Source organism: Parabacteroides sp. B2-S-102, assembly GCF_023656665.1.
GTDB lineage: Bacteria > Bacteroidota > Bacteroidia > Bacteroidales > Tannerellaceae > Parabacteroides > Parabacteroides distasonis.
Map to the genome: position 1 here is coordinate 38,037 of NZ_JAMOKM010000024.1, position 25,448 is coordinate 63,484.

Genomic DNA, 25,448 nt, shown 5'->3' on the forward strand with positions numbered 1-25,448 from the left:
AATAACCTTTTAATCTCATACTAGATATATGGCAGCAAAATATGACTTTTACAAGACTCCGGTATCGAAGGATAGCATGAAACGTCCTCGTTTTCACGCACGTATCGTATCATCTGGCACGATCGATACGGATGATCTGGCCAAACGTATCCATGGTCGATGTACGGTCACGCCGGCAGACGTGGCCGCCGTGCTTATCTCTTTAAGCGAGGTGACAGCGGAATATTTGCGTGAAGGAAAACGTGTACATATCGATGGGTTGGGGTATTTGCAAGTCACGTTGCAATGCCCGGCCGTACAATCCACGCACGAGATACGTGCGGAGTCCATCCGTTTCAAGTCCGTGGCTTTCCGTCCCGAGGTAGAGCTGAAAGATAGCTTGAAGACGATGACGCTGGAACGAGCCAAGTACAAATCCCATTCCCGCCAATTAGGACCTGAGCGCATCGACCAATTGCTCGCAAGCTATTTTGCCGAGCATGAATATATGACCCGTGTCGCTTTCCAGCGGCTTTGCGGACTGACGAGTAGTACGGCCAGCCGCCGTCTGCATCAATTCGTCGAGGCGGGTAAATTGCGTGATATCGGCACCCGTCACCAGTCGCTTTACGTGCTGGTTAGGTAAATCGTCGATCCGATCCCATTGCTTTCACAGGCTTCACAGGAACTCGTTTGATTTAAGGGGATTGAGTTTGTGTGAAGCCCGTGACGCATGAAACTTATCGGTAAATAGAGATGGTAAATGTTAAATATTAATAAATACGACAAGAGCCTACCTTGCCAAACGGGAACAAATATGTACCTTTGCACCGTTTTTAGTGCGGAGTATACGAAAAAAACAGGCACAACTTATTGATTGTCCGAAAATAATGCGTAACTTTGCGGCTCGAAATAGGAAAAGATTAGATAAATAATAATAACACATTCAAAGTTTAAAAAAAGAAAGAAATGCCTACAATTCAGCAATTAGTTAGAAAAGGAAGGGAAACTTTGGTGGAGAAGGGTAAATCACCCGCATTGGACGCTTGTCCTCAAAGACGTGGCGTTTGCGTACGTGTTTACACTACGACTCCGAAGAAACCTAACTCTGCAATGCGTAAAGTAGCGAGAGTACGTTTGACAAATGGTAAGGAAGTTAACTCCTATATTCCGGGAGAAGGACACAACTTGCAAGAGCACTCTATCGTATTGGTACGTGGTGGTCGTGTAAAGGACCTTCCGGGTGTGCGTTATCACATCGTACGTGGTACGTTGGATACAGCGGGTGTTAACGGCCGTACGCAAAGACGTTCCAAATATGGAGCTAAGCGTCCGAAACCGGGTCAAGCAGCAGCTGCCGCAAAAGGTAAGAAGAAGTAATTAATTACATGCCTTCAAACTGAGATTTAAATTTAAGTATTAAAACAGGTTTGAGTTATTTGGATAGGCTATAAGGTTGAGTAAATGGTTCAGCGGAACCGTTGAAGACAAATTAAAGGCAACCAACGACAAGAACAAATTTTTGAAAACAAAATGAGAAAAGCAAAACCAAAGAAAAGACAGATCCTTCCGGATCCTGTTTTCGGTGATGTAAAGGTTACGAGATTCGTTAACCATTTGATGTATGATGGCAAGAAAAATACTGCCTTCGAAATTTTCTATTCCGCTTTGGAAACCGTTAAGGGCAAATTGCCTAACGAGGAAAAGTCCGCTCTCGAAATTTGGAAAGCTGCGCTTGATAACATTACTCCTCAAGTCGAAGTTAAGTCACGCCGTGTAGGTGGTGCTACATTCCAAGTCCCTACTGAAATCCGCCCGGATCGTAAAGAGTCAATTTCTATGAAGAACCTTATTATCTTCGCACGTAAACGTGGAGGTAAGACTATGGCTGACAAGTTGTCTGCAGAGATTGTAGATGCTTTCAATAACCAAGGTGGCGCATTCAAAAGAAAAGAAGATATGCACCGTATGGCTGAGGCTAACCGTGCGTTCGCTCACTTCAGATTTTAATTTTTAAGGCAATAAAAAGAATATGGCAAACAACGATAAGCAATTGATGTTCACTAGGAACATCGGTATCATGGCTCACATTGACGCTGGTAAGACAACGACTTCTGAACGTATCTTGTTTTACACAGGTTTGACACACAAGATCGGTGAGACTCATGATGGTACTGCTACAATGGACTGGATGGCGCAGGAGCAGGAGCGTGGTATCACGATTACTTCCGCTGCTACGACTACATTCTGGAACTATTTGGGCAACCGTTATAAAATCAACTTGATTGACACTCCGGGACACGTAGACTTCACGGTTGAGGTTGAACGTTCTCTTCGTGTATTGGATGGTGCTGTTGCTACATTCTGTGCCGTAGGTGGTGTTGAGCCCCAGTCTGAGACTGTATGGCGTCAGGCTGATAAATATAATGTGCCTCGTATCGGTTACGTTAACAAGATGGACCGCTCGGGTGCTAACTACTATGAGGTAGTACGCCAATTGAAGGACGTATTAGGAGCTAATCCTTGTCCGATCCAGATCCCTATCGGAGCTGAGGAGACTTTCAGGGGTGTTGTCGACTTGATCAAGATGAAGGCTATCTTCTGGCACGACGAGACTATGGGTGCCGAGTATAGCGTAGAGGAGATCCCGGCAGACTTGCAAGCTGAGGCTGAGGAATGGCGCGACAAGATGCTTGAGGCTTTGGCTGAGTGCGACGACGCTATCATGGAGAAATACTTCGATGATCCTTCTACGATCACGGAAGAGGAGATCATGGTTGCTATCCGCAAGGGTACGTTGGCTATGCAGATCAACCCGATGACTTGTGGTTCTTCTTTCAAGAACAAAGGTGTACAGACTTTATTGGATGCAGTTTGCGCGTTTTTGCCTTCTCCTGAAGATACTCCGGCTATCGAGGGTACGGATCCTTCAGATCCTGATAAAATAATCACTCGTAAACCTTTGTTCGAGGAGCCATTGACGGCGTTGGCATTTAAGATCGCTACCGACCCGTATGTAGGTCGTTTGTGCTTCTTCCGTGTATACGCAGGTTCTATCAACGCTGGTTCTTATGTGTTGAACACTCGTTCCGGAAAGAAAGAGCGTATCTCGCGTTTGTTCCAGATGCACTCTAACAAGCAGAACCCGATGGAGGTGATTGGTTGTGGTGATATCGGAGCAGGTGTTGGTTTCAAGGATATCCGTACAGGTGATACGCTTTGCGACGAAAACCATCCGATCACATTGGAGTCTATGGAATTCCCGGAACCGGTTATCGGTATCGCTGTAGAGCCTAAGACTCAGAAAGACATGGATAAGTTGGGTATGGGCTTGGCTAAGTTGGCCGAGGAGGATCCTACTTTCCGCGTACAGACAAACGAGGAGACAGGTCAGACCGTTATTAGCGGTATGGGTGAGCTTCACTTGGATATCATCATCGACCGTTTGCGTCGTGAGTTCAAGGTTGAATGTAACCAAGGCCGTCCGCAGGTTACTTATAAGGAGGCTATCACGCAGCCGGTTGAGCTTCGCGAGGTTTACAAAAAGCAATCTGGAGGTCGTGGTAAGTTCGCAGATATCATCGTTCGTATGGAGCCGGCAGACGAGAGCTTCGAGGGTACTTTGCAATTCATCGATGAGGTGAAGGGTGGTAACATTCCTAAGGAATTCATCCCGTCCGTACAGAAAGGTTTCGAGAAGGCTATGAAGAACGGTGTGTTGGCTGGTTATCCGCTTGACAAGTTGAAAGTGACTTTGATCGATGGTTCTTTCCACCCGGTAGACTCAGACCAGTTGTCTTTCGAGATCGCTGCTATCCAAGCGTTCAAGAACGCTTCCGCTAAGGCAGGTCCTGTATTGATGGAGCCGATCATGCAGATGGAGGTTGTTACTCCAGAAGAGAGCATGGGTGACGTTATCGGTGACTTGAACAAGCGTCGTGGACAAGTTGAGGGTATGGAGACTAGCCGTACGGGAGCTCGTATCGTGAAGGCTAAGGTTCCATTGGCTGAGACATTCGGTTATGTGACAGCTTTGCGTACGATTACTTCAGGTCGTGCTACATCTTCAATGCAGTTCTCACACTACGCTCAAGTATCCTCTTCTATCGCTAAGCAAGTATTGACAGAGGTGCAAGGTCGCGTTGATTTGATCAAATAATATTTAGAAACATATAATAAATATGAGCCAAAAGATCAGAATTAAATTGAAGTCTTACGATTATTCTCTGGTAGACAAGTCTGCCGAGAAGATCGTAAAGACGGTAAAGGCTACAGGTGCTATCGTTAGCGGTCCTATACCTCTTCCTACGCACAAACGTATCTTTACAGTGAACCGCTCTACTTTCGTTAACAAGAAATCTCGTGAGCAGTTCGAACTCTCTTCTTATAAGAGATTAATCGATATCTATAGCTCAACTGCGAAGACAGTTGACGCTTTGATGAAGCTAGAATTACCTAGCGGTGTAGAAGTAGAAATTAAAGTGTAAGTTTTTAACAATTAGTGAAATGCCAGGATTATTAGGAAAAAAAATCGGAATGACATCCGTTTTCAGTGCCGAGGGAAAAAATCTTCCATGCACTGTTATCGAAGTGGGTCCTTGTGTGGTTACACAGATCAAGACTTTGGAGAAAGATGGCTATGAAGCTGTACAGTTGGGTTTCCAAGAGAAGAAAGAGAAGCACACGACACAGCCTGAGATGGGTCACTTCAAGAAAGCCGGTGTAGCACCTCAAAGACACTTGGCCGAGTTCAAGAATTTCGAAACTGAGTACAAGTTGGGTGACGTGATCACTGTAGACTTCTTGGAAGACGCAGGTTTCGTGGATGTAGTGGGTACATCAAAGGGTAAAGGTTTCCAAGGTGTAGTAAAACGTCATGGTTTTGGTGGTGTAGGTCAGACTACTCACGGTCAGCATAACCGTGCTCGTAAGCCGGGTTCTATCGGTGCTTGTTCTTACCCCGCAAAGGTATTTAAGGGCATGCGAATGGGCGGCCAGATGGGTAACGAACGTGTAACCGTTCAGAATCTTCAAGTGATCAAGGTAATGCCGGAACACAACCTTTTATTGGTAAAGGGATCTGTTCCAGGAGCAAAAGGTTCAATCTTATTAATTGAAAAGTAATGGAACTGAGCGTATTTAATATTAAAGGTGAAGATACCGGAAGAAAGGTAACTTTGAACGATGCGATCTTCGGCATTGAACCCAACGATCATGCTATTTACTTGGACGTAAAGCAGTATTTGGCAAATCAACGTCAGGGAACGCATAAGTCTAAAGAGAGAAGCGAAGTATCTGGTAGTACACGTAAGCTGATCCGTCAGAAAGGTGGTGGTGGCGCACGTCGTGGTGATATCAACTCTCCGGTGTTGGTTGGTGGTGGCCGTGTATTCGGTCCGAAGCCTCGTGATTATGAGTTCAAGCTGAACAAGAAAGTAAAATCTTTGGCTCGTAAGTCAGCATTGAGCTACAAGGCAAAGAACAATGCGATTGTTGTCGTAGAGGATTTCACAATGGAAGCTCCTAAGACTAAAGAATTTATAACAATTGCTAAAAACTTGAAAGTGGCTGATAAAAAGTTGCTTATGGTTTTACCGGAGAAGAATAATTTAGTATATTTGTCCGCTCGAAATTTAGAGAAGGCAAGTGTAATAACTGCTTCTGAACTAAATACATACGCTGTGTTAAACGCTGTTAATTTGGTTTTAACGGAAAGTTCAGTCGCTGTTGTTGAACAAAATTTTAAAGCATAAGGAGTAGAATAATGGGAATTATTATTAAGCCTATAGTAACTGAGAAACAAACAGCGATCACAGAGAAATTTCCGAATCGCTATGGTTTTCGTGTTTCTCCTGATGCCAACAAATTGGAGATTAAGAAAGCTGTAGAGGATATGTACAGTGTTACAGTAGTTGATGTTAACACCATCAACTACTCTGGAAAGCGTAAAAGCCGTTATACAAAATCAGGTATCATCAACGGCAAGCAAGCTGCTTTCAAGAAAGCGATCGTAACGTTGAAAGAAGGAGAAACAATTGATTTCTTTAGTAATATCTAAAAAGAGAAATGGGAATACGTAAATTAAAGCCCACGACACCGGGGCAGAGACACAAAGTTATTGGTGCATTTGATAAAATCACTGCAAGTACACCAGAGAAGTCTCTTGTAGTAGGTAAGAAGAGTACAGGTGGACGTAACAACACTGGTAAGATGACAATGCGTTATATCGGTGGCGGTCACAAACAAAAGTACAGAATTATCGATTTCAAGAGAAACAAAGATGGCATTCCTGCGACAGTAAAGTCTATCGAGTATGATCCTAACCGTTCATCTCGTATCGCTTTGTTGTATTATGCGGACGGAGCAAAGAGCTATATCATCGCTCCGAACGGATTGGAAGTTGGCCAAACAGTGGTTTCAGGTAGCGACGCCGCTCCTGAGGTAGGTAATACTTTGCCTATGGCAAATATTCCCGTTGGTACTATTATTCACAATATTGAGCTTCGTCCTGGACAGGGTGCCAAAATGGTACGTTCCGCAGGTGCATTCGCTCAGCTGACTTCAAAGGAAGGCGCTTATGCGATTATTAAGATGCCTTCTGGTGAAACTAGAAAGATTCTTGCGGCTTGTAAGGCTACAATTGGCGCAGTTGGCAATTCAGACCATGCTCTTGAAAAATCAGGTAAGGCCGGTCGCTCTAGATGGTTAGGTCGTCGTCCTCGCAACCGTGGTGTTGTTATGAACCCGGTTGATCACCCAATGGGTGGTGGTGAAGGTCGTTCTTCCGGAGGTCATCCTAGATCCCGTAATGGCTTATATGCTAAGGGCTTGAAGACTAGAGCTCCTAAGAAGCATTCTTCAAAGTATATTATTGAAAGAAGAAAGAAATAATCTGATTAATTAAGTAAACTATGAGTCGTTCGCTAAAAAAAGGCCCGTATATTAATGTAAAGCTTGAGAAGAAAGTTCTGGCAATGAATGAGTCAGGAAAGAAAGCCGTAGTTAAGACATGGGCAAGAGCTTCAATGATTTCGCCTGATTTCGTAGGCCATACTATTGCAGTTCATAATGGAAATAAATTTATTCCTGTTTTCGTAACCGAGAATATGGTAGGCCACAAGTTGGGAGAGTTCTCACCGACACGTACTTTCCGCGGTCACGCCGGTAACAAGAAGAAATAATATCGGTAGTAACAGGAATTCAGGAATCTGAAAATAAAAAGAATCGAATAAAATGGGTGCTAGAAAAAGAATATCAGCTGAAGCAAGAAAAGAAGCCCAAAAGACCATGTATTTCGCGAAGTTGAACAATGTTCCTACCTCTCCTCGTAAGATGCGTTTGGTAGCAGACATGATTCGCGGTATGGAAGTATTCCGTGCGCTTGGTGTTTTGAAGTTTTCTAACAAGGAAGCTGCAGCAAGAGTAGAAAAATTGCTTCGTTCAGCAATCGCAAACTGGGAACAGAAAAATGAACGTAAAGCAGAAGCAGGAGAGTTATGCGTATCTTCAATCAGCGTTGATTGCGCTACTACGTTGAAGAGAATGCGTCCGGCTCCTCAAGGAAGAGGTTACAGAATTCGTAAACGCTCGAACCACGTAACTCTGTTTGTTGATACACTTAGTAAAAACGATAGTCAAAATTAATTTGTAGATGGGACAAAAGGTTAATCCGATTAGTAATCGTTTAGGAATTATCCGTGGTTGGGATTCCAATTGGTATGGCGGTAAGAATTACGGGGATACTTTGCTGGAAGATAGCAAAATCCGTAAATATTTGAATGCCCGTCTTGCAAAAGCTAGTGTATCTCGTATCGTTATTGAACGTACGCTTAAGTTGATCACGATCACTGTTTGTACGTCACGTCCGGGTATCATCATCGGTAAAGGTGGTCAGGAAGTTGATAAGTTGAAGGAAGAGTTGAAGAAGATCACTGATAAAGAAGTGCAGATCAACATCTTCGAGGTGAAGAGACCTGAATTGGACGCTGTTATCGTAGCAAACAACATCGCACGTCAGCTTGAAGGTAAAATCGCATATCGTCGTGCGGTAAAGATGGCTATCGCCTCTACCATGAGAATGGGCGCCGAAGGTATAAAGATTCAAATCTCTGGTCGTTTGAATGGCGCTGAAATGGCTCGTTCGGAAATGTATAAGGAAGGAAGAACTCCGTTGCACACTCTTAGAGCAGATATCGACTATGCTTTGGCTGAGGCCTTGACAAAAGTTGGTTTGCTGGGTGTTAAGGTTTGGATCTGCCGTGGTGAGGTTTATGGCAAGCGCGATCTTGCTCCTTCTTTCACTGCTGCCAAGGAGACAGGCCGTAGAAACGACAATGCCGGTGGCAACAGAGACAAGAACTTCAAGAGAAAAAGAGCTAATCGTTAAACGTTAGAATTTAAGTAGAGATGTTACAACCAAAGAAAACCAAGTTCAGAAGACAGCAGAAAGGTCGCATGAAGGGCGAAGCTCAACGTGGCAACCAGCTGGCCTTCGGTTCTTTTGGAATAAAGTCATTAGAGAATAAATGGATTACCGGTCGTCAGATCGAGGCTGCCCGTATCGCCGTTACACGTTATATGCAACGTCAGGGGCAGGTTTGGGTTCGTATCTTCCCGGATAAGCCAATCACGAAGAAGCCTGCAGAGGTTCGTATGGGTAAAGGTAAAGGTAATCCTGAGGGATTTGTTGCGCCTGTTACTCCGGGTCGTCTGATTTTCGAGATCGAAGGTGTTCCCTTTGATATCGCTAAGGAAGCGTTGCGCCTTGCCGCACAAAAACTTCCGGTTACAACCAAGTTTGTTGTGAGACGTGATTATGACATGCAAAATCAAAATGCGTAATTGTTATGAAGATTGCAGAAATTAGAGAACTAAGCACGAAAGAGTTGCTAGAGAGAGTAGATGCAGAGGTTGCGGCCTATGATCAGAAGAAGATTAACCATAGCATCTCGCCTATGGATAATCCTTCTCAGATTAAACAGCAACGCAGATTGATTGCGCGCATGAAAACAGAATTGCGCCAGAGAGAACTTAACAACAAATAATTGAGCCTGATGGAAACTAGAAATTTAAGAAAAGAAAGAACGGGCGTGGTAACGAGCAACAAGATGGATAAAAGCATCACGGTTGCCATTAAATGGAAGGAAAAACACCCCATTTATGGAAAGTTCGTTAATAAGACGAAGAAATATCATGCTCACGACGAAAATAACGAATGCAACATTGGCGATACCGTAAAGATTATGGAGACTCGTCCTTTGAGCAAGACTAAAAGATGGAGATTAGTTCAAATAATCGAAAGGGCTAAGTAAGATGATACAACAAGAATCAAGACTAGTAGTAGCAGATAACAGTGGAGCTAAGGAAGCTTTGTGTATCCGTGTTTTGGGCGGAACGAGAAAGCGTTATGCCACTGTAGGTGATGTGATCGTAGTAGCAATCAAAAGCGTAATCCCAGCTAGCGACGTTAAGAAGGGTGCTGTTTCTAAGGCTATCATCGTTCGTACTAAGAAAGAGATCCGCCGTCCGGATGGTTCTTATATCCGTTTCGATGATAACGCTTGCGTATTATTGAATGCCGGTGGCGATATCCGTGGTAGCCGTATCTTCGGTCCGGTTGCCAGAGAGCTTCGTGCAACAAACATGAAAATTGTATCACTTGCACCTGAAGTGCTTTAATCTCGTAAAATTTAAAGTAATGAGTAAATTACATATCAAAAAAGGCGATATAGTATTTGTTAATGCCGGCGAGGACAAAGGTAAGACAGGTCGTGTTTTACAGGTACTTGTAAAAGATAATCGTGCGATTGTCGAAGGTATTAATGTGGTATCAAAGCATACCAAGCCTAATGCGAAGAATCCTCAAGGAGGAATCGAAAAGAAGGAAGCTCCTATTCATCTTTCTAACCTTAACGTGGTTGACCCGAAATCTGGTAAAGCTACACGTATCGGCCGTAAGTTGAATGAGAAGGGTGCTTTAGTGCGTTATTCTAAAAAATCAGGGGAGGAAATTAAGTAATGAGCAATACTGCCAGTCTTAAGAAAGAATACCAAGACAGAATTGTTCCTGCCTTAACGAAGGAGTTCGGTTACAAATCCGTGATGCAGGTACCTGTTTTGAAGAAAATCGTGATTAATCAGGGATTAGGTATGGCTACGGCTGACAAGAAGATCATCGATATCGCTATCAGCGAGTTGTCTACGATTACCGGTCAAAAAGCTGTCGCTACCGTATCTAAAAAGGATATCTCTAACTTTAAGTTGCGTAAGAAGATGCCGATCGGTGTGATGGTGACATTACGTCGTGAGCAGATGTACGAGTTCTTGGAGAGACTTGTTCGTGTCGCTCTTCCTCGTATCCGCGACTTCAAGGGAATTGAGAGTAAGTTAGACGGAAGAGGCAATTATACACTCGGTATTCAGGAACAAATCATTTTTCCTGAAATAAATATCGATAATATTACCAAAATATTGGGAATGAATATTACCTTTGTGACCTCTGCGAAAACAGACGAAGAAGGTTATGCTCTTTTGAGAGAATTTGGATTGCCTTTTAAAAACGGAAAAAAAGACTAAGTAGTTATGGCTAAGGAATCAATGAAGGCCCGTGAGGTTAAAAGAGCAAAGCTTGTTGCTAAGTATGCCGCTAAAAGAGCTCAGCTTAAGGCAGAAGGTAACTATGAGGCTTTGCAGGCTTTACCTAAAAATGCTTCTCCTGTACGTTTGCACAACCGTTGCAAGATTACAGGACGTCCGAAAGGGTATGTACGCCAGTTCGGTATTTCTCGTATCCAATTGCGTGAAATGGCATCTAATGGTTTAATCCCGGGTGTAAAGAAAGCAAGTTGGTAAGAGTTTTTTTAGTTTAAATATTGTCCGGGTGGCCGGATCAATTTAATTAATTATTTATATGACAGATCCTATTGCAGATTATTTGACAAGATTGCGTAACGCAATCAAAGCGAAGCACAGAGTTGTTGAGGTGCCGGCGTCAAATTTAAAGAAAGAGATCACTAAGATCCTTTTCGACAAGGGCTACATTCTTAATTTTAAGTTTGTAGAGGATGGTCCTCAAGGTACGATCAAGATCGCCTTGAAGTATGACCTAGTAAACAAAGTTAATGCGATTAAGAAACTTGAGAGAGTTTCTACGCCCGGTTTGCGTAAGTACACTGGTTACAAAGAAATGCCGAGAGTATTGAATGGTTTAGGTATTGCTGTTCTTTCTACTTCTAAAGGTGTGATGACTGACAAAGAGGCCTGCGATCTGAAGATCGGTGGCGAGGTATTATGTTACGTTTATTAATTAGGAGGGAAGAAGAATGTCAAGAATAGGAAAATTACCAATTCATGTACCGGCTGGTGTTACAGTTACAATTAAGGATAATGTAGTAACAGTTAAAGGCCCTAAAGGTGAACTTGTACAGGAAGTGAATCCTGATATTAACGTTACTTTGGAAGACGGAGTTATCCATTTAACAAGACCTACTGATGATAAGAATCATCGTGCGTTACACGGTTTGTATCGTTCTTTGATCAACAACATGGTTGTTGGCTGCTCAGAGGGATATAAGAAGGAGCTTGAGTTAGTAGGTGTTGGTTACCGTGTTTCAAATACAGGTCAGTTATTGGATCTTTCTTTAGGTTATACTCACAATATCTATTTGCAGTTGCCGAAGGAAGTGAAAGTTGAGACGAAGTCTGAGAGAAATAAGAACCCTCTTATTATCCTTGAATCGGCTGACAAACAATTATTAGGTCAGATTTGTGCGAAGATCCGTTCATTCAGAATGCCTGAACCGTATAAAGGTAAGGGTATTAAGTTCGTGGGTGAAGAGATTCGCAGAAAGTCTGGTAAGTCAGCAGGTAAGTAATCTACGTAAACTGAAATTATCATGACAACGAAGCTAGAAAGAAGATTAAAAATAAAAGCAGGCGTACGCGGCAAAATCTCAGGAACTACTGAGCGTCCGCGCCTGACTGTGTTTAGAAGCAACAAGCAAATCTACGCACAGGTGATAGATGATACTACAGGCAAGACTTTAGCCGCTGCTTCATCTTTGAAATTAGATGTTAAGGCTCCGAAAAAGGAGATCGCTGCTAAGGTTGGTGAATTAATCGCTAAAGGCGCTCAGGAAGCTGGCGTTCAGACAGTGGTTTTCGACCGTAATGGTTACCTGTATCACGGGAGAATTAAAGAATTAGCAGATGCTGCACGTAACGGCGGCCTTAAATTTTAATGAAGATGGCAAATAATAGAGTTAAATCGACCAACGACTTAGAGTTGAAGGACAGACTGGTTGCAATCAACCGTGTAACTAAGGTTACAAAAGGTGGACGTACATTCAGTTTTGCTGCTATCGTTGTAGTAGGAAACGAGGATGGTATCGTTGGCTGGGGATTAGGTAAAGCCGGTGAGGTAACGACAGCTATCGCTAAAGGTGTAGAAGCTGCTAAGAAGAACTTGATCAAGGTTCCGGTACACAAAGGTACGATCCCTCACGAACAATTAGCTAAATTCGGTGGTGCTCAAGTGCTGATTAGACCGGCATCTCACGGTACCGGTGTTAAGGCTGGTGGTGCTATGCGTGCCGTATTGGAGAGCGTAGGTATTACAGACGTTTTGGCAAAATCTAAAGGTTCTTCCAACCCTCATAACTTGGTGAAAGCTACTATCGCTGCGCTAGGTGAGTTGAGAAGCCCGTTCGATGTTGCTCAGAACAGAGGTGTTGCTGTTGAAAAAGTATTTAGAGGTTAATTAGGGGGGGATAAGTTTATGGCGACTATTAAAGTAAAGCAAGTTAAAAGTAGAATTAAATGCCCGAAAGACCAAAAGAGAACGCTTGACGCACTAGGGCTGAGAAAGATGAACCAGATTGTAGAGCATGAAGCTAATCCGGCGATCTTAGGTATGGTTGAGAAAGTGAAACATTTGGTTTCTGTAGAAAAGTAATAATTGGTTGAAAAAATAAATTATACGATATGAATTTATCAAATTTAAAACCGGCTGAAGGATCTACCAAGACCAGAAAAAGAATCGGACGTGGTCCGGGTTCAGGATTAGGCGGAACTTCAACAAGAGGTCATAAAGGTGCCAAGTCTAGATCTGGCTACAAGAACAAGATTGGTTTCGAAGGTGGTCAGATGCCTATTCAAAGACGTTTGCCTAAATTCGGTTTCAAGAATATTAACCGTGTAGAATATAAAGCTATTAATATCGATACTTTGCAACAAATGGCAGAGGCTAAGCAATTGACTAAGATTGGTATTAATGAATTGATGGAGGCTGGTTTCATCTCTTCTTCTCAAGTGGTTAAAATTCTTGGTAACGGTAGCTTGACCGCTAAGTTAGAGGTTGAGGCTCACGCTTTCTCTAAGAGCGCAGAGGCAGCTATCCAAGCCGCAGGTGGAACAGTCGTTAAACTCTAAGTCATGAGAGCTGTTGAAACAATCAAGAATATCTGGAAGATTGAGGATCTGAGAAATCGGATCCTCACCACTCTTTTATTGGTGGCTATATACCGTTTTGGTACGTATGTAGTGCTTCCGGGTATCGATCCCAAAGCGTTAACCGCTTTACAGGAGCAGACAAGAGGCGGATTGCTTGCACTGTTGGATATGTTCTCAGGTGGAGCCTTTTCTAACGCATCTATTTTTGCGTTGGGAATCATGCCATATATCTCCGCTTCAATTGTTATGCAGTTGTTAGCCATCGCAGTTCCTTCTTTCCAAAAATTGCAGAGAGAGGGTGAGAGTGGCCGTAGAAAAATCAATCAGTGGACTCGTTACTTGACGATAGCGATCTTGTTATTCCAAGGTCCTACTTACTTGGTGAATTTAAGCGTTCAGCTTAAGGCTGCCGGCGCTGCTTTACCGGGTGGTATTTGGTTCACGATCTCATCTACGATCATCTTGGCTGCGGGAAGTATGTTTATCTTATGGCTAGGTGAAAGAATTACAGATAAAGGTGTTGGAAATGGTATTTCATTTATCATTTTAGTTGGTATTATAGCCCGTCTGCCGCACTCTTTGTTCCAAGAATTCGTTTCTAGAACAAGTGAGAAAACCGGTGGTCTGGTTATGTTCTTATTTGAGATGTTGTTCCTTTTGCTTGTTATCGCTGGTGCGATCTTATTGGTACAAGGTACTCGTAAGGTCCCCGTGCAATATGCGAAAAGAATTATCGGTAATAAACAATATGGTGGCGCGCGTCAGTATATCCCTCTGAAGGTGAATGCCGCTAACGTAATGCCTATCATCTTCGCTCAGGCGATCATGTTTATTCCTATCTCAATTGTAGGTTTCTCTAGTACGGGAGAGCAGAGCGGTTTTTGGGCTGCTTTCATGGATAATACGGGATTTTGGTACAACTTCGTGTTTGCGGTGTTGATTATCCTGTTTACGTATTTCTATACGGCTATTACGATCAATCCGACCCAGATGTCAGATGATTTGAAGAGAAACAATGGTTTTATTCCGGGTGTGAAACCGGGTAAGAATACCAAAGACTATCTGGATACCATTATGGACCGTATTACTTTGCCGGGTGCTTTTTTCCTTGCGTTGGTTGCTATCATGCCCGCTTTCGCTAGAATTGCCGGTGTAAGTATGGAGTTCTCCCAATTCTTTGGTGGTACATCTTTGTTGATTTTGGTTGGTGTGGTGTTGGATACATTGCAGCAAGTTGAAAGTCATTTGCTAATGCGTCATTATGACGGTTTGTTGAAGTCAGGAAGAATTAAAGGCCGTACAGGCTCTGTTGCCGCTTATTAATAGAATGATCTATTTAAAGACAGATGAAGAGATTGAGTTGATGCGTGAGGCTAATCAACTGGTAGGTAAGACACTTGGCGAGGTAGCTAAGCATATTGTCCCCGGAGTCTCCACACTTCAACTTGATAAGATTGCGGAAGAGTTCATTAGAGATAATGGTGCTGTTCCGGCTTTTTTGGGATATGGTGGTTTCCCTAATTCAATATGTGCCTCAGTGAATGATCAGGTGGTGCATGGTATTCCTTCTTCTAAGATGATCTTGAAAGAAGGTGACGTGATCTCTGTGGATTGTGGGACGATATTGAATGGTTTTGTCGGTGACTCCGCTTACACTTTCTGTGTAGGTGAGGTTGCGCCGGAAGTGAAGAAATTGTTGAAAGCGACGAAGGATTCACTTTATTTAGGTATCCAATGTGCTGTTGAAGGTCACCGTTTGGGTGATATCAGTAATGCGATTCAGACTTATTGCGAGTCTCAAGGTTACTCTGTCGTAAGAGAGCTGGTGGGACATGGTATAGGTCGGAAAATGCATGAGGAACCGGAAGTGCCTAATTATGGCAGACGTGGATGCGGACCGTTATTGCGTAACGGAATGTGTATCTGCATCGAGCCGATGATCAACATGGGAAGCAAGAACGTTGCATTTGAGAAAGACGGATGGACGGTTCGCACAAAGGACAGAAAGCCTTCTGCTCATTTCGAGCATTGTATCGCTATACGTCCGGATGGTCCCCAGATCTTATCTTCATTTAAGTTTTTAGAGGAAGTTCTAGGAGAAAACGCAATTTAATTGGATTTATATGGCTAAACAATCAGCAATAGAGAAAGATGGAGTAATTGTAGAAGCATTGTCAAACGCGATGTTTCGTGTAGAATTGGAGAACGGACATGAAATTACCGCTCATATCTCAGGAAAGATGCGTATGCATTACATTAAGATCCTTCCGGGGGATAAGGTAAGAGTAGAAATGTCTCCGTATGATCTATCGAAAGGTAGAATTGCTTTTAGATACAAATAAAATTAAACACGATATGAAAGTAAGAGCATCTTTAAAGAAGCGTACACCTGAGTGCAAGATAGTAAGAAGAAAGGGTCGCTTATACGTAATTAACAAGAAAAATCCTAAGTATAAACAACGTCAAGGATAATTTATTATTTTTGCAAAATAATCTAAGTAAGTAATATGGCTATAAGAATAGTTGGTGTAGACTTGCCACAAAATAAAAGAGGAGAAATCGCTTTGACTTATATCTATGGTATTGGTCGTAGCGCTGCAAAATCCGTATTAGATAAGGCTGGGGTTGATCGTGATATCAAAGTTAAGGATTGGACAGACGATCAAGCCGCAAAAGTTCGTGAAGTCATTGGCGCTGAGTACAAGGTTGAAGGTGACCTTCGTTCAGAAGTTCAGTTGAACATCAAGCGTCTGATGGATATTGGTTGCTACAGAGGTGTTCGTCACCGTGTTGGTCTGCCTTTGAGAGGCCAAAGCACAAAGAACAACGCTCGTACTCGTAAGGGTAAGAAGAAAACTGTTGCAAATAAGAAAAAAGCTACTAAATAATAAGAGTTAATATGGCAAAGAAAACAGTCGCAGCAAAGAAGAGAAACGTAAAAGTTGACGCTTACGGTCAAGCTCATATTCATTCTTCTTTTAACAACATTATTGTGTCTTTAGCGAATAGCGAAGGACAAGTAATCAGCTGGTCTTCCGCTGGTAAGATGGGATTCAGAAGCTCTAAGAAGAATACTCCTTATGCAGCTCAGATGGCAGCACAGGATTGCGCTAAAGTAGCTTATGATCTTGGTTTAAGAAAGGTGAAAGTATTCGTTAAGGGTCCGGGTAACGGTCGTGAGTCCGCTATCAGAACGATCCATGGCGCAGGTATCGAGGTAACAGAAATCGTTGATGTTACACCGCTTCCTCATAACGGGTGTCGTCCTCCGAAAAAGAGAAGAGTATAATTAATTATAGTTTCTTAAACATTGAATCCGGAATTGTGAATAGATTGCATATTGACCTTATCCTCTCTGTAATCGCGGCTGCACGGTTCCAGATTCAAACAGAACATTTAAAAAAATAAAAAAATGGCAAGATATACTGGACCAAGAACAAGAATTGCCCGTAAGTTTGGTGAGGCAATATTCGGTGCGGATAAAGTTCTTTCTAAGAAGAACTATCCTCCTGGACAACATGGTAACTCCAGAAAAAGAAAGACTTCTGAATACGGTATCCAGCTTCGTGAGAAGCAAAAAGCAAAATACACTTATGGCGTATTGGAGAAGCAATTTAGAAACTTATTCGAAAAAGCTTCACGCTCTAAAGGTATTACCGGTGAGGTGCTTCTTCAATTGTTAGAAGGCCGTCTTGACAATGTGGTTTATCGTTTGGGTATAGCCCCGACAAGAGCCGCAGCTCGTCAGTTGGTTTCTCATCGTCACATTACAGTAGACGGAAGTGTTGTAAACATTCCTTCTTACTCTGTAAAACCCGGTCAGGTTATTGGTGTTAGAGAAAAATCTAAATCCATGGAGGTTATTGCCGACGCATTGTCAGGTTTCAATCACAGCAAATATCCTTGGATTGAGTGGGATCAGTCCTCAATGAGCGGAAAATTACTGCATCTGCCGGAAAGAGCTGACATTCCTGAAAACATTAAAGAGCAGTTGATCGTAGAATTGTATTCTAAATAATAATTGATTTCCATGGCGATATTAGCATTTCAAAAACCCGATAAAGTATTAATGTTGGAAGCGGACAATTTCTTCGGAAAGTTTGAATTTCGTCCGTTGGAACCCGGCTATGGTATTACAATAGGTAATGCTTTACGTCGTATTCTCCTGTCGTCACTTGAAGGTTTTGCTATTACATCCATTAAGATCGACGGGGTTGACCATGAATTTGGTACAATCCCGGGTGTTATCGAGGATGTGACAAACATTATCTTGAATCTGAAGCAAGTTCGTTTCAAGCATATCGTAGACGACATCGAGAATGAAAAAGTGAGTATTACTGTTTCGGGTTCGGAAGTGTTCAAAGCCGGTGATATTGGTAAGCAACTGACTGGATTCGAGATATTGAATCCTGATTTGGTTATTTGCCGCTTGGATCCGACCGCAAGTTTCCAGATTGAATTGACTATTAATAAAGGTCGCGGTTATGTACCCGCAGATGAGAACAGAGACCCGAACGCAGATATACATGTGATCGCTATCGACTCTATCTTCACTCCGATACGTAACGTAAAATATTCAATCGAGAACTTCCGTGTTGAACAGAAGACGGACTACGAGAAGTTGGTTCTTGAAATAGCCACAGATGGTTCTATTCATCCGAAGGAAGCGTTGAAGGAAGCAGCGAAGATTCTGATTCATCATTTCATGTTGTTCTCAGATGAAAAGATTGCGATCGAGACAGCGGATACTGAAGGCAATGAAGAGTTCGATGAAGAAGTACTTCATATGCGTCAGTTGCTTAAGAGCAAGCTGGCTGATATGGACCTTTCCGTTCGTGCATTGAATTGCTTAAAGGCCGCAGATGTTGAAACACTAGGTGAGTTGGTTAAGTTCAATAAGAATGATTTGTTGAAATTCCGTAACTTCGGTAAAAAGTCGCTCACTGAACTTGATGAACTGCTTGAGAGCTTGAACCTTTCATTCGGTATGGATATCACAAAATATAAATTAGATAAAGAGTAAGTAAACGATGAGACATAATAAGAAATTCAATCATTTAGGTCGTACAAATACTCACCGTGACGCAATGCTTTCGAATATGGCTTGTTCTTTGATCAAGCATAAGAGAATCTTTACTACGACAGCAAAGGCAAAAGCGCTACGTAAGTATGTAGAACCACTTATCACGAAGTCTAAGGAGGATACAACTCACTCTAGACGTGTGGTATTTAGCAATTTGCAAGACAAATTTGCTGTAACAGAGTTGTTCAAGGAAATTGCTCAGAAGATCGGTGATCGTCCGGGTGGTTATACCAGAATTATCAAGACTGGTAACCGTTTAGGTGACAACGCAGCTATGTGCTTTATTGAGTTAGTAGACTATAACGAAAATATGTTGAAGGATACAGCCGCTAAGAAAGCTCCTAAAACAAGACGTTCTCGTAAAAAAGCAACAGCATCGGTTGCAGAAGCTCCTACAGCTGAAGCAGCTAGCGAGGAAAAAGCAGCTGAATAAGCAAGTTTTTTATAATCATATAAAAAAAGCGATTCGTACACACGGATCGCTTTTTTTGTTGAGGTATAGTGCAAATATAGCAGTGTAAAGAAATATGAAGTTTATAATTGTTTTTATTGTATGCTTTGAAGAGCCTCCTGCGCTACCTTATTAGAAGGATCGATCTCTAAGACCTTATTCCAGTATATTTTTGAATTGTCCAGATCTTTTTGAGGTAATAGAAATAGCCCAGATAACGATAGTATTCGGCTAGTTTCACTGCTTTTGAGAGATTCTCTAAAGATGGTTCATATTGCTGAGTCGCATTTAATAAGCGGTCTTGGTATAAATAATCTTGCCAAATGAACTTTCCATTAGGCGTGTTGAAAAATCCAGAGGTTTGTTGTATGCCATTATCATAATCTTTCGTCTCGAAAGCGTTGTACAAATTCAGACGTTGCGGTAAGAAATTATCCGGTTCAGTGGAAAGCCCTTTTGCGATGACTTCTCCATCCTCTTGATCAAAAGAGTATCCGGTATGGTGATTATCATCAATATGATCTTCACAAGAAGAGCACAGGCAAGCTTTATATTCCGGAGGGACAGATGCGGTATCCGCATAAATGAACTCCCCTTTGCCAAACAGCAGGAATAAATCTAGAAGAGTCAATAGTGGTAAGTACCTTTTTCATCTTAGTATGAGTATATTCTTTCATAAACAACAAAAGCTTTTTTTGAAAGGTTTAGGCAAATAGTAAAAATCATCTATTAAAAGATTGAAAAACTCGATAGGCTTCCGCAAACATTCCTTGCTTGGCTATTGTTATATTTGTGAAAAAGAAAAGTAAGACATCATTGAACAACTAATAAAACAAATATAGTAATATGGAAATTGTAAAAGTAGTAGGTAGAGAGATACTTGATTCACGTGGTAACCCGACAGTAGAAGTAGACGTACATTTGGCTTCCGGCGCATTCGGTCGTGCGGCTGTACCTTCTGGCGCCTCTACCGGTGAGAACGAGGCTATCGAGTTACGCGATGGCGATAAGAATCGCTACGGTGGCAAAGGCGTTCTCCGTGCCGTGGATAATGTAAATAAGGTAATCGCTCCCGCCATTTTAGGAATGAGCGCCTTGAATCAAAGAGAGATAGACCATAAGTTGCTGGATTTGGATGGTACAAAGACAAAATCAAATCTAGGAGCTAACGCTATGTTAGGTGTATCGCTTGCCGTAGCGAAGGCAGCGGCTAATTATCTGGATCTGCCTTTATATCGTTATATCGGTGGAACAAATACCTACGTGTTGCCGGTTCCTATGATGAACATTATCAATGGAGGTTCTCACTCCGACGCTCCGATCGCTTTTCAGGAATTCATGATTCGTCCGGTAGGTGCGAAGAGTTTCCGTGAGGGGCTTCGTATGGGCGCAGAGGTTTTCCATGCGTTGAAGAAAGTATTGCACGATCGTGGCTTGAGCACGGCTGTAGGTGATGAGGGCGGTTTCGCTCCGGCATTGGATGGTACGGAAGATGCCTTGAATTCTATTATGGCCGCTATCAAAGCCGCTGGATATGAGCCGGGCAAGGATGTGACGATAGCCATGGATTGCGCTGCTTCCGAGTTTTATCACGATGGTGTGTATGATTATACGAAATTCGAGGGTGAGAAAGGCGCTAAGCGTAACGCCCAGCAACAAGTCGCTTATCTGAGTGAGTTGGTGAACAAATACCCGATTGATTCTATCGAGGATGGTATGGACGAGAATGACTGGGCCGGTTGGCAAATGCTAACCTCCACGCTAGGCGGAAAATGCCAGTTGGTAGGTGATGACCTATTCGTTACAAACGTAGAGTTCTTGAAGAAAGGTATCGAGAAGGGTTGCGCGAACTCCATCTTGATCAAGGTAAACCAGATCGGTACATTGAGCGAGACATTAGACGCTATCGAGATGGCCCACCGTAATGGCTATACATCCGTGACTTCCCACCGTTCCGGTGAGACAGAGGATGCTACGATCGCCGATATCGCCGTAGCTACCAACAGCGGACAAATCAAGACCGGCTCCTTAAGCCGTTCCGATCGTATGGCGAAATACAACCAGTTGCTTCGTATCGAGGAGGAATTGGGTTCCTTGGCTGTTTATGGTTATAAGACTTATAAGAAGTAATTTTCATTATTTGCTTGAGAAATGGGGGAGTTCACCTATCAAGGTGGACTCCCTTTTTCTTTTTAGTGGAAAAAACGAAGCAAACCTACTAATCAATAGCCAGCCTGCTCCAAACATTTAATGATTATAAATCTATTGCCCTAAATAAGAGAGTGAATGTTGTATCTCTTCTCTAGAGACCGAGAAGTTCCTGTTCCCGGCCAATTTATTTAATACGAGTGTGCCTATGTTTTCTGCGCTTTCCTTATCCGGGAACGCAATTACCGTATCAATAGAGGGAATGGTGGGTTGGTAAATCAACACCTTTCCGTTCATCCTAATCTGGTACCCCCAGCCATCCCCCGATTGAAATGTTTGCAACTCCAGTTGCCGCCCGGGAGAAGACCCCATTTCTTCACCCCGGAAAAAAGATAAATAAAACAGTAATACCGGCAGTACCACTAGGCCCGGTACGAACCAAGCCCGTCCTTTCTTAGTATTCATCATCGTCATATTCATTCGGGTGAAATTCCCAAATATCATCAAATTGAGTGGTACCACTTTTGCCGGATACTACGAATCCTTTCTCGCCAGAGGAGAAAGATGCTGTCGCCGTACGGGCAGTTCCCTTGAATTTAGCTACGTTTTCCCATAGATCGGTGGCCGGATAATATTTCCAAGTGTCGCTACGTAGGCTTCCGCTCTCACCGCAAGTCAGATAAGCGGCTCCATCAATCACGAAAGCAACCCCGTTCGTACGTGTGATCGTATAATCATCGTCATAATCCTCGTCCGAGGAATCCGATATATCCCTAAGTTGGGTCCATGATTCCGTGCTGGGATCGAATTTCCAGAAATCGTCTACATATTCGCCGTTATTTTGTCCGCAACATACATAAGCGATTCCATTTATCACGAAGCTGGTAGCGCCCTGACGCTTTGTCCCGCCGATACTGATCGTTTGCGTCCAGCTATTTGCCACCGGATTAAAGGCATAAAAGTCTTTTAGGTAATTCCCGTCGTATCCGCATCCGATATACGCTTTACCGTTTACCCCGAAGGCCACGGCTCCATATCGGCCCGAGCCGGGGAAATCCGCTTTCTGTGCCCACGTATTGGTGGTCGGGTTAAATTCCCAGAAGTCGTTCAAGTAATTGGTACCGTCGTATCCGGTTCCCAGATATCCCTTTTCATCTACCGCCATAGCTACGGCCGAATTGCGGGCGGTTCCGGGAAAGTCCGCCTTTTGCGTCCAAGTATCTCGTTCCATATCATATTCCCAACAATCCGATAAACGATTTTTTCCGTCGTTTCCGCAAATCAGATATCCTTTGTTACCGATCGTGAAAGAGGAGGCGTAATTTCGCGCCAATCCGTCCATGTCAGAGACACGGTACCACTTACCGATCAAATCATCGTCATCGTCATCACTGCAAGCGCTGATGATGACAGGAAGAAAAGCGATCAAGAATACAAGAATCCTTTTGTGTATCATTCTAACTACGTATTTTGTTTTTACGGAAGCAAAAGAACGAGGGTTTTACGAGACCCACAAATTAAATCGGTAAACATACGGTTTTTATCGGTGAATAAGCCGGATTGATAGGTTAGGGCCTCGAATGGTTTTGAAATCGGTTTCATCTTCAGTATCGGGCCGTTTACAGAGGAAACCGGTGGGTTCATGGGTTTATCTTGCCGGGTTTTGCACTAAATACGTTCTTTGCCATCGGATTGATAAAAGATTATTCGCTTATTAAATAAGAAGTATGGTTAGAACATTCTTTGCTTTGGGGGGCTTGATGCTCTGTCTGGGACTGTTTTCCTGTTATGACGAGAACGGTACGTATGGCAGCGATCTGGTGGACTCCGCTTTCCGTAACGTTCGTATAGATACCAGCACGGTCGTAGTGACCTCGGTATTGATCGACTCGTTGGAGACATCTGGTAAGAACGTCGCTTTGGTAGGCCGGTACAAACATTCATTATGGGGAGTCGTCTCGTCGCATAGCTTTATCGCTTATGAAAGACCTAGCTATGGGACTGATCCGGACGAGACGGTCGTACTGGACTCGCTAGTCCTGTCTCTCGCTTTCGACGGTCGCTTTGTAGGAGACACGACCCTCCAACAAACCCTCTCGATTTATCAGCTAACGGAGAAGATCGTCTTAAACGATAACGGGTATTTATATAATAATAGCAGTGTCTCTTACGCTCCCGAGGCTTTGGCGGTCTGCTCATTTAAACCGAAGCCGAAGGGGGGGGAGAAACTGGAAGTCCGTCTTCCCGATGCGCTAGGGCAAGACCTCTTGTCCCGTTTTCATGCGCAGGATCAAGCGGTGTCCGAGGAGCGCTTTGAGGATTATTTCAAAGGGGTGGCGATCGTGCCGGACTTGGCGGGAAGCGAGTCTCTGCTGACTTTCACGGTAGCCGATTCCTCCGCCGCTTTAGTCCTGCATTATCATTTGTCCGATGAGCTTTCCACAGAGAAGGAATTATGGTTCTTCCCGAATACGGATACCCAGTTCAATCATATTGACCATGACCGTAGTGGAACGGATATGGCAGGATATCCGATGAAAGGAGTGGAGATACCTTCGGCCGAGCTTGGTAACCGGGGCGTATTATTCGGAGGCTTGGGTTGGTATACCCGTCTGGAATTCCCGTATTTGAATAATCTGATGCAACAAGGCACGCAAGTGGAGATTGAGAGCGCTTTACTTAAGATTTATCCCGAGCAAGGCACTTATTCGGATTACAATACCTTGCCGGACAGCCTCTACCTATATATCGCCGATGAGAATAATGTGGTGACGGATGCCGTGACCGATTATCTCGGTTCCGAGGTTCAACGAGGTACGCTATCGGAAGACAATACGTTTAACGAGAACACCTATTATTATTTCGACGTGACTCAATTCATGCAAGAGGAGCTAGGTGCCTTTGGCATGTATAAGCATAATCTTCAGTTGGTTTTTAATAGTGATGATTACACCGGCACGTTCAAGAACTTGACGTTTAACGATCAGGGAGGACGTAACCCGGTCACCCTACAACTCATTTATAAGGTCTATGAAAGTTACTAGATACCTTCTTTACCCTTGCCTCTTGATGGCGGCAAGCGCATCCGCACAGAATGCGATGACTTCCTCACCTTACTCGATGTTTGGACTGGGTGAGATGGCTTCCGGTTTATATGGTCAAAATACCTCGATGGCGGGTGTCACTGTCGGCATGCGAGAAGGGATGCTGATGAATATAGAGAATCCTGCCGGATTGACGGCGTTGGATAGTTGTAAGTTGTTCGCTGAGGCATCTGCCTTCGTGAAGAATGAGCGATACCGCTCAGACGGGAGCTCTAGCAACGCATTCACCGGAAATTTCTCCGCTTTCTCATTGGGAGGGCGTATCATGCGACGGTGGTATATGTCCGCCGGGGTAACTCCTTATAGTTTCGTTGGGTATTATTTTAAGTCCTCGCAAGAGTTGGAAGGATCTCCCGGCACCTTTGTAACCAGTACGTTTTCGGGGACAGGCGGACTTTCCAAGGCTTTCCTCTCCCAAGGTTTTTCATTGACCAAGCATCTATCAGTCGGTATGAATCTTAATTTTATCTTCGGAAATATGACACAGAATGAGATACAAAGTGCGATGACAGTGTCAAGGGAGATGTCCGGCCGCTCTTTTTACGCCGATTTCGGTTTACAATATCATCGTCCGATCGCCCGGGAAACCTTTCTAACGGTCGGCGCCATTTACGGTTATAAGCAACGGATCTCATTGAAAAATACGGTGACGGTGACGGGAAGCAGCACGGAAACCCCCTATAACCAGAAAAGGGTGACACAATATCTACCTCAATATATAGGCATCGGTAGCTCATTGGCGCATAAAAAATGGACGTATGCGTTGGACTATCTATTCCGGCAATACGGGGTATTGAACTCGAGCGATAGCCGGGTAAAGTTCCGGGATTCGCATGAGCTGCGCTTGGGCGTATGCTATTTCCCGAATGGATTTAGCTCCAGCAGTTATTGGAAACGGATGTCTTATAAAGCGGGTGTTTCTGTTTCCACGCCTTACCTGCGGTTGAAAGGACAATCCGGCGGGGCGTATCGGGTAAGCGTCGGCTTGGGATTACCCGTCCTGAATGGCCGTATCAATACGGCGTTTTATTACGATCGTCTCCAATTGCAAGGGAATGCGTTGCGAAGAGATATCATGGGCTTTACGGTGACCTATACATTAAGCGAGAAGTTCTGTCTTATGCTGATATAGGTAGACACATTCAATAACAATAAAATGTGTAATTATTATGCGCAAAAAACATGAGCATTACAGCGAAGAAGAGAAATTGCATCTTCTTCATTCTTATTATCA

Annotated in this window: 40 protein-coding genes; 37 read left to right on the forward strand and 3 right to left on the reverse strand. The window is 43.4% G+C overall.

What is annotated here, in order from left to right; genetic code table 11:
* Window positions 1-28 precede the first annotated feature (28 nt).
* The 34 genes from NBH07_RS19970 (at window position 29) to rplQ (ending at window position 18,944) form a co-directional block, all read left to right on the forward strand.
* A complete protein-coding gene (locus tag NBH07_RS19970; protein WP_009017970.1) occupies window positions 29-625 on the forward strand; it encodes an HU family DNA-binding protein in 597 nt (198 codons plus the stop codon).
* A gap of 323 nt (window positions 626-948) precedes the next feature.
* A complete protein-coding gene (rpsL, locus tag NBH07_RS19975) occupies window positions 949-1,359 on the forward strand; it encodes a 30S ribosomal protein S12 (RefSeq protein ID WP_005853956.1) in 411 nt (136 codons plus the stop codon).
* A 153-nt stretch (window positions 1,360-1,512) separates the two neighbouring features.
* The gene (gene rpsG / locus NBH07_RS19980; RefSeq protein WP_005853957.1) at window positions 1,513-1,989 is read left to right on the forward strand and encodes a 30S ribosomal protein S7; all 477 of its coding nucleotides are present in this window, start codon (window positions 1,513-1,515) and stop codon (window positions 1,987-1,989) included.
* A gap of 22 nt (window positions 1,990-2,011) precedes the next feature.
* Window positions 2,012-4,138 (forward strand): elongation factor G, encoded by a 2,127-nt coding sequence (gene fusA, locus NBH07_RS19985; RefSeq protein ID WP_009017971.1) that lies wholly within the window; start codon window positions 2,012-2,014, stop codon window positions 4,136-4,138.
* A gap of 22 nt (window positions 4,139-4,160) precedes the next feature.
* Complete coding sequence (gene rpsJ / locus NBH07_RS19990; RefSeq protein WP_005853961.1) at window positions 4,161-4,466, forward strand: 30S ribosomal protein S10; 306 nt, start codon at window positions 4,161-4,163, stop codon at window positions 4,464-4,466.
* Between the two features lie 19 nt (window positions 4,467-4,485).
* Window positions 4,486-5,103: a 50S ribosomal protein L3 gene (gene rplC, locus NBH07_RS19995; protein WP_005853963.1), complete on the forward strand. Its 618-nt coding sequence runs from the start codon at window positions 4,486-4,488 to the stop codon at window positions 5,101-5,103.
* Complete coding sequence (gene rplD, locus NBH07_RS20000) at window positions 5,103-5,732, forward strand: 50S ribosomal protein L4 (RefSeq protein ID WP_005853966.1); 630 nt, start codon at window positions 5,103-5,105, stop codon at window positions 5,730-5,732. Before rplC ends, rplD begins: the two co-directional genes overlap by 1 nt.
* Window positions 5,733-5,743: 11 nt before the next feature.
* A complete protein-coding gene (rplW, locus tag NBH07_RS20005; protein ID WP_005853968.1) occupies window positions 5,744-6,037 on the forward strand; it encodes a 50S ribosomal protein L23 in 294 nt (97 codons plus the stop codon).
* Between the two features lie 8 nt (window positions 6,038-6,045).
* The gene (gene rplB, locus NBH07_RS20010; RefSeq protein WP_005853970.1) at window positions 6,046-6,870 is read left to right on the forward strand and encodes a 50S ribosomal protein L2; all 825 of its coding nucleotides are present in this window, start codon (window positions 6,046-6,048) and stop codon (window positions 6,868-6,870) included.
* 20 nt (window positions 6,871-6,890) lie between these two features.
* Window positions 6,891-7,160, forward strand: a complete 270-nt coding sequence (gene rpsS, locus NBH07_RS20015; RefSeq protein ID WP_005634738.1) for a 30S ribosomal protein S19 — start codon at window positions 6,891-6,893, stop codon at window positions 7,158-7,160.
* 52 nt (window positions 7,161-7,212) lie between these two features.
* Window positions 7,213-7,623 carry a 50S ribosomal protein L22 gene (gene rplV / locus NBH07_RS20020; RefSeq protein ID WP_005853972.1) on the forward strand — a complete coding sequence of 137 codons (411 nt, stop codon included), beginning with the start codon at window positions 7,213-7,215 and terminating at the stop codon, window positions 7,621-7,623.
* A gap of 7 nt (window positions 7,624-7,630) precedes the next feature.
* The gene (rpsC, locus tag NBH07_RS20025; protein WP_005853974.1) at window positions 7,631-8,365 is read left to right on the forward strand and encodes a 30S ribosomal protein S3; all 735 of its coding nucleotides are present in this window, start codon (window positions 7,631-7,633) and stop codon (window positions 8,363-8,365) included.
* Between the two features lie 20 nt (window positions 8,366-8,385).
* Window positions 8,386-8,820 carry a 50S ribosomal protein L16 gene (rplP, locus tag NBH07_RS20030; RefSeq protein ID WP_005853976.1) on the forward strand — a complete coding sequence of 145 codons (435 nt, stop codon included), beginning with the start codon at window positions 8,386-8,388 and terminating at the stop codon, window positions 8,818-8,820.
* A 5-nt stretch (window positions 8,821-8,825) separates the two neighbouring features.
* Window positions 8,826-9,023, forward strand: a complete 198-nt coding sequence (gene rpmC, locus NBH07_RS20035; protein ID WP_005853979.1) for a 50S ribosomal protein L29 — start codon at window positions 8,826-8,828, stop codon at window positions 9,021-9,023.
* A 9-nt stretch (window positions 9,024-9,032) separates the two neighbouring features.
* Complete coding sequence (gene rpsQ / locus NBH07_RS20040; RefSeq protein WP_005853980.1) at window positions 9,033-9,290, forward strand: 30S ribosomal protein S17; 258 nt, start codon at window positions 9,033-9,035, stop codon at window positions 9,288-9,290.
* Between the two features lies 1 nt (window position 9,291).
* Window positions 9,292-9,657 carry a 50S ribosomal protein L14 gene (gene rplN, locus NBH07_RS20045; protein ID WP_005853982.1) on the forward strand — a complete coding sequence of 122 codons (366 nt, stop codon included), beginning with the start codon at window positions 9,292-9,294 and terminating at the stop codon, window positions 9,655-9,657.
* 19 nt (window positions 9,658-9,676) lie between these two features.
* The gene (gene rplX / locus NBH07_RS20050; protein WP_005853984.1) at window positions 9,677-9,997 is read left to right on the forward strand and encodes a 50S ribosomal protein L24; all 321 of its coding nucleotides are present in this window, start codon (window positions 9,677-9,679) and stop codon (window positions 9,995-9,997) included.
* Window positions 9,997-10,554 carry a 50S ribosomal protein L5 gene (rplE, locus tag NBH07_RS20055; protein WP_005853986.1) on the forward strand — a complete coding sequence of 186 codons (558 nt, stop codon included), beginning with the start codon at window positions 9,997-9,999 and terminating at the stop codon, window positions 10,552-10,554. The genes rplX and rplE overlap by 1 nt, the downstream gene beginning before the upstream one ends.
* A gap of 6 nt (window positions 10,555-10,560) precedes the next feature.
* Window positions 10,561-10,830, forward strand: a complete 270-nt coding sequence (gene rpsN / locus NBH07_RS20060) for a 30S ribosomal protein S14 (protein WP_005853988.1) — start codon at window positions 10,561-10,563, stop codon at window positions 10,828-10,830.
* Between the two features lie 58 nt (window positions 10,831-10,888).
* The gene (gene rpsH / locus NBH07_RS20065; RefSeq protein WP_122377378.1) at window positions 10,889-11,284 is read left to right on the forward strand and encodes a 30S ribosomal protein S8; all 396 of its coding nucleotides are present in this window, start codon (window positions 10,889-10,891) and stop codon (window positions 11,282-11,284) included.
* A 16-nt stretch (window positions 11,285-11,300) separates the two neighbouring features.
* Window positions 11,301-11,852, forward strand: a complete 552-nt coding sequence (rplF, locus tag NBH07_RS20070) for a 50S ribosomal protein L6 (protein ID WP_005853990.1) — start codon at window positions 11,301-11,303, stop codon at window positions 11,850-11,852.
* A 21-nt stretch (window positions 11,853-11,873) separates the two neighbouring features.
* The gene (gene rplR / locus NBH07_RS20075) at window positions 11,874-12,218 is read left to right on the forward strand and encodes a 50S ribosomal protein L18 (protein ID WP_005853992.1); all 345 of its coding nucleotides are present in this window, start codon (window positions 11,874-11,876) and stop codon (window positions 12,216-12,218) included.
* Complete coding sequence (gene rpsE / locus NBH07_RS20080) at window positions 12,218-12,736, forward strand: 30S ribosomal protein S5 (protein WP_008773758.1); 519 nt, start codon at window positions 12,218-12,220, stop codon at window positions 12,734-12,736. Before rplR ends, rpsE begins: the two co-directional genes overlap by 1 nt.
* 18 nt (window positions 12,737-12,754) lie before the next feature.
* The gene (gene rpmD, locus NBH07_RS20085) at window positions 12,755-12,931 is read left to right on the forward strand and encodes a 50S ribosomal protein L30 (protein WP_005853996.1); all 177 of its coding nucleotides are present in this window, start codon (window positions 12,755-12,757) and stop codon (window positions 12,929-12,931) included.
* Between the two features lie 29 nt (window positions 12,932-12,960).
* Window positions 12,961-13,407, forward strand: coding sequence for a 50S ribosomal protein L15 (gene rplO, locus NBH07_RS20090; protein WP_005853999.1), 447 nt, complete (start codon window positions 12,961-12,963; stop codon window positions 13,405-13,407).
* Between the two features lie 3 nt (window positions 13,408-13,410).
* Window positions 13,411-14,751 carry a preprotein translocase subunit SecY gene (gene secY / locus NBH07_RS20095; protein WP_005854004.1) on the forward strand — a complete coding sequence of 447 codons (1,341 nt, stop codon included), beginning with the start codon at window positions 13,411-13,413 and terminating at the stop codon, window positions 14,749-14,751.
* 4 nt (window positions 14,752-14,755) lie between these two features.
* A complete protein-coding gene (gene map, locus NBH07_RS20100) occupies window positions 14,756-15,541 on the forward strand; it encodes a type I methionyl aminopeptidase (RefSeq protein WP_005867121.1) in 786 nt (261 codons plus the stop codon).
* 10 nt (window positions 15,542-15,551) lie between these two features.
* Complete coding sequence (gene infA, locus NBH07_RS20105; RefSeq protein WP_005854007.1) at window positions 15,552-15,770, forward strand: translation initiation factor IF-1; 219 nt, start codon at window positions 15,552-15,554, stop codon at window positions 15,768-15,770.
* Between the two features lie 13 nt (window positions 15,771-15,783).
* Window positions 15,784-15,900 carry a type B 50S ribosomal protein L36 gene (gene ykgO / locus NBH07_RS20110; protein ID WP_005645768.1) on the forward strand — a complete coding sequence of 39 codons (117 nt, stop codon included), beginning with the start codon at window positions 15,784-15,786 and terminating at the stop codon, window positions 15,898-15,900.
* A 35-nt stretch (window positions 15,901-15,935) separates the two neighbouring features.
* Window positions 15,936-16,316, forward strand: a complete 381-nt coding sequence (gene rpsM / locus NBH07_RS20115; protein ID WP_008779937.1) for a 30S ribosomal protein S13 — start codon at window positions 15,936-15,938, stop codon at window positions 16,314-16,316.
* An 11-nt stretch (window positions 16,317-16,327) separates the two neighbouring features.
* Entirely contained in the window at window positions 16,328-16,717 is a 390-nt protein-coding gene (gene rpsK, locus NBH07_RS20120; RefSeq protein WP_005634781.1) for a 30S ribosomal protein S11, read from the forward strand.
* A 123-nt stretch (window positions 16,718-16,840) separates the two neighbouring features.
* Window positions 16,841-17,446 carry a 30S ribosomal protein S4 gene (rpsD, locus tag NBH07_RS20125; RefSeq protein ID WP_005854012.1) on the forward strand — a complete coding sequence of 202 codons (606 nt, stop codon included), beginning with the start codon at window positions 16,841-16,843 and terminating at the stop codon, window positions 17,444-17,446.
* A 12-nt stretch (window positions 17,447-17,458) separates the two neighbouring features.
* Entirely contained in the window at window positions 17,459-18,451 is a 993-nt protein-coding gene (locus NBH07_RS20130) for a DNA-directed RNA polymerase subunit alpha (RefSeq protein ID WP_005854014.1), read from the forward strand.
* Between the two features lie 7 nt (window positions 18,452-18,458).
* Window positions 18,459-18,944, forward strand: coding sequence for a 50S ribosomal protein L17 (rplQ, locus tag NBH07_RS20135; protein WP_005854016.1), 486 nt, complete (start codon window positions 18,459-18,461; stop codon window positions 18,942-18,944).
* Between the two features lie 166 nt (window positions 18,945-19,110).
* On the opposite strand, the gene NBH07_RS20140 is transcribed toward rplQ, so the two are convergent.
* Window positions 19,111-19,593 (reverse strand): hypothetical protein, encoded by a 483-nt coding sequence (locus NBH07_RS20140; RefSeq protein WP_005854018.1) that lies wholly within the window; start codon window positions 19,591-19,593, stop codon window positions 19,111-19,113.
* Window positions 19,594-19,808: 215 nt separating this feature from the next.
* On the opposite strand from NBH07_RS20140, the gene eno reads away from it, so the two are divergent.
* Entirely contained in the window at window positions 19,809-21,092 is a 1,284-nt protein-coding gene (eno, locus tag NBH07_RS20145) for a phosphopyruvate hydratase (RefSeq protein ID WP_005854019.1), read from the forward strand.
* Between the two features lie 132 nt (window positions 21,093-21,224).
* On the opposite strand, the gene NBH07_RS20150 is transcribed toward eno, so the two are convergent.
* Together NBH07_RS20150 and NBH07_RS20155 are read right to left on the reverse strand one after the other, a co-directional pair.
* Window positions 21,225-21,578 carry a DUF4907 domain-containing protein gene (locus NBH07_RS20150; RefSeq protein ID WP_008779938.1) on the reverse strand — a complete coding sequence of 118 codons (354 nt, stop codon included), beginning with the start codon at window positions 21,576-21,578 and terminating at the stop codon, window positions 21,225-21,227.
* Window positions 21,565-22,566 (reverse strand): Kelch repeat-containing protein, encoded by a 1,002-nt coding sequence (locus NBH07_RS20155; protein ID WP_005854023.1) that lies wholly within the window; start codon window positions 22,564-22,566, stop codon window positions 21,565-21,567. Before NBH07_RS20155 ends, NBH07_RS20150 begins: the two co-directional genes overlap by 14 nt.
* 271 nt (window positions 22,567-22,837) lie before the next feature.
* Here NBH07_RS20155 and NBH07_RS20160 point away from each other — a divergent pair, with 271 nt between their 5' ends.
* Together NBH07_RS20160 and bamG are read left to right on the forward strand one after the other, a co-directional pair.
* A complete protein-coding gene (locus NBH07_RS20160) occupies window positions 22,838-24,154 on the forward strand; it encodes a DUF4270 family protein (RefSeq protein WP_009017973.1) in 1,317 nt (438 codons plus the stop codon).
* Complete coding sequence (bamG, locus tag NBH07_RS20165; RefSeq protein ID WP_156682577.1) at window positions 24,141-25,346, forward strand: BamG family beta-barrel-assembly machinery protein; 1,206 nt, start codon at window positions 24,141-24,143, stop codon at window positions 25,344-25,346. Before NBH07_RS20160 ends, bamG begins: the two co-directional genes overlap by 14 nt.
* The last annotated feature ends 102 nt before the right edge of the window (window positions 25,347-25,448 follow it).

Coding starts and splice junctions, on each gene's coding strand:
- rpsS (WP_005634738.1), top strand. CDS start 6,891: ATGAGTCGTTCGCTAAAAAAAGGCCCGTATATTAATGTAAAGCTTGAG.
- NBH07_RS20155 (WP_005854023.1), bottom strand. CDS start 22,566: ATGATACACAAAAGGATTCTTGTATTCTTGATCGCTTTTCTTCCTGTC.
- rpsH (WP_122377378.1), top strand. CDS start 10,889: ATGACAGATCCTATTGCAGATTATTTGACAAGATTGCGTAACGCAATC.
- ykgO (WP_005645768.1), top strand. CDS start 15,784: ATGAAAGTAAGAGCATCTTTAAAGAAGCGTACACCTGAGTGCAAGATA.
- rpsK (WP_005634781.1), top strand. CDS start 16,328: ATGGCAAAGAAAACAGTCGCAGCAAAGAAGAGAAACGTAAAAGTTGAC.
- rpsD (WP_005854012.1), top strand. CDS start 16,841: ATGGCAAGATATACTGGACCAAGAACAAGAATTGCCCGTAAGTTTGGT.
- rplP (WP_005853976.1), top strand. CDS start 8,386: ATGTTACAACCAAAGAAAACCAAGTTCAGAAGACAGCAGAAAGGTCGC.
- rplC (WP_005853963.1), top strand. CDS start 4,486: ATGCCAGGATTATTAGGAAAAAAAATCGGAATGACATCCGTTTTCAGT.
- rpsQ (WP_005853980.1), top strand. CDS start 9,033: ATGGAAACTAGAAATTTAAGAAAAGAAAGAACGGGCGTGGTAACGAGC.
- fusA (WP_009017971.1), top strand. CDS start 2,012: ATGGCAAACAACGATAAGCAATTGATGTTCACTAGGAACATCGGTATC.
- rplF (WP_005853990.1), top strand. CDS start 11,301: ATGTCAAGAATAGGAAAATTACCAATTCATGTACCGGCTGGTGTTACA.
- rplO (WP_005853999.1), top strand. CDS start 12,961: ATGAATTTATCAAATTTAAAACCGGCTGAAGGATCTACCAAGACCAGA.
- rplW (WP_005853968.1), top strand. CDS start 5,744: ATGGGAATTATTATTAAGCCTATAGTAACTGAGAAACAAACAGCGATC.
- eno (WP_005854019.1), top strand. CDS start 19,809: ATGGAAATTGTAAAAGTAGTAGGTAGAGAGATACTTGATTCACGTGGT.
- rpsM (WP_008779937.1), top strand. CDS start 15,936: ATGGCTATAAGAATAGTTGGTGTAGACTTGCCACAAAATAAAAGAGGA.
- infA (WP_005854007.1), top strand. CDS start 15,552: ATGGCTAAACAATCAGCAATAGAGAAAGATGGAGTAATTGTAGAAGCA.
- rpsN (WP_005853988.1), top strand. CDS start 10,561: ATGGCTAAGGAATCAATGAAGGCCCGTGAGGTTAAAAGAGCAAAGCTT.
- rpsJ (WP_005853961.1), top strand. CDS start 4,161: ATGAGCCAAAAGATCAGAATTAAATTGAAGTCTTACGATTATTCTCTG.
- NBH07_RS19970 (WP_009017970.1), top strand. CDS start 29: ATGGCAGCAAAATATGACTTTTACAAGACTCCGGTATCGAAGGATAGC.
- rpsC (WP_005853974.1), top strand. CDS start 7,631: ATGGGACAAAAGGTTAATCCGATTAGTAATCGTTTAGGAATTATCCGT.
- NBH07_RS20160 (WP_009017973.1), top strand. CDS start 22,838: ATGGTTAGAACATTCTTTGCTTTGGGGGGCTTGATGCTCTGTCTGGGA.
- rplR (WP_005853992.1), top strand. CDS start 11,874: ATGACAACGAAGCTAGAAAGAAGATTAAAAATAAAAGCAGGCGTACGC.
- rplN (WP_005853982.1), top strand. CDS start 9,292: ATGATACAACAAGAATCAAGACTAGTAGTAGCAGATAACAGTGGAGCT.
- map (WP_005867121.1), top strand. CDS start 14,756: ATGATCTATTTAAAGACAGATGAAGAGATTGAGTTGATGCGTGAGGCT.
- secY (WP_005854004.1), top strand. CDS start 13,411: ATGAGAGCTGTTGAAACAATCAAGAATATCTGGAAGATTGAGGATCTG.
- rplQ (WP_005854016.1), top strand. CDS start 18,459: ATGAGACATAATAAGAAATTCAATCATTTAGGTCGTACAAATACTCAC.
- rplB (WP_005853970.1), top strand. CDS start 6,046: ATGGGAATACGTAAATTAAAGCCCACGACACCGGGGCAGAGACACAAA.
- rpsE (WP_008773758.1), top strand. CDS start 12,218: ATGAAGATGGCAAATAATAGAGTTAAATCGACCAACGACTTAGAGTTG.
- NBH07_RS20130 (WP_005854014.1), top strand. CDS start 17,459: ATGGCGATATTAGCATTTCAAAAACCCGATAAAGTATTAATGTTGGAA.
- rplV (WP_005853972.1), top strand. CDS start 7,213: ATGGGTGCTAGAAAAAGAATATCAGCTGAAGCAAGAAAAGAAGCCCAA.
- rpmD (WP_005853996.1), top strand. CDS start 12,755: ATGGCGACTATTAAAGTAAAGCAAGTTAAAAGTAGAATTAAATGCCCG.
- rplE (WP_005853986.1), top strand. CDS start 9,997: ATGAGCAATACTGCCAGTCTTAAGAAAGAATACCAAGACAGAATTGTT.
- rpsL (WP_005853956.1), top strand. CDS start 949: ATGCCTACAATTCAGCAATTAGTTAGAAAAGGAAGGGAAACTTTGGTG.
- bamG (WP_156682577.1), top strand. CDS start 24,141: ATGAAAGTTACTAGATACCTTCTTTACCCTTGCCTCTTGATGGCGGCA.
- NBH07_RS20150 (WP_008779938.1), bottom strand. CDS start 21,578: ATGATGAATACTAAGAAAGGACGGGCTTGGTTCGTACCGGGCCTAGTG.
- rpsG (WP_005853957.1), top strand. CDS start 1,513: ATGAGAAAAGCAAAACCAAAGAAAAGACAGATCCTTCCGGATCCTGTT.
- rplX (WP_005853984.1), top strand. CDS start 9,677: ATGAGTAAATTACATATCAAAAAAGGCGATATAGTATTTGTTAATGCC.
- rpmC (WP_005853979.1), top strand. CDS start 8,826: ATGAAGATTGCAGAAATTAGAGAACTAAGCACGAAAGAGTTGCTAGAG.
- rplD (WP_005853966.1), top strand. CDS start 5,103: ATGGAACTGAGCGTATTTAATATTAAAGGTGAAGATACCGGAAGAAAG.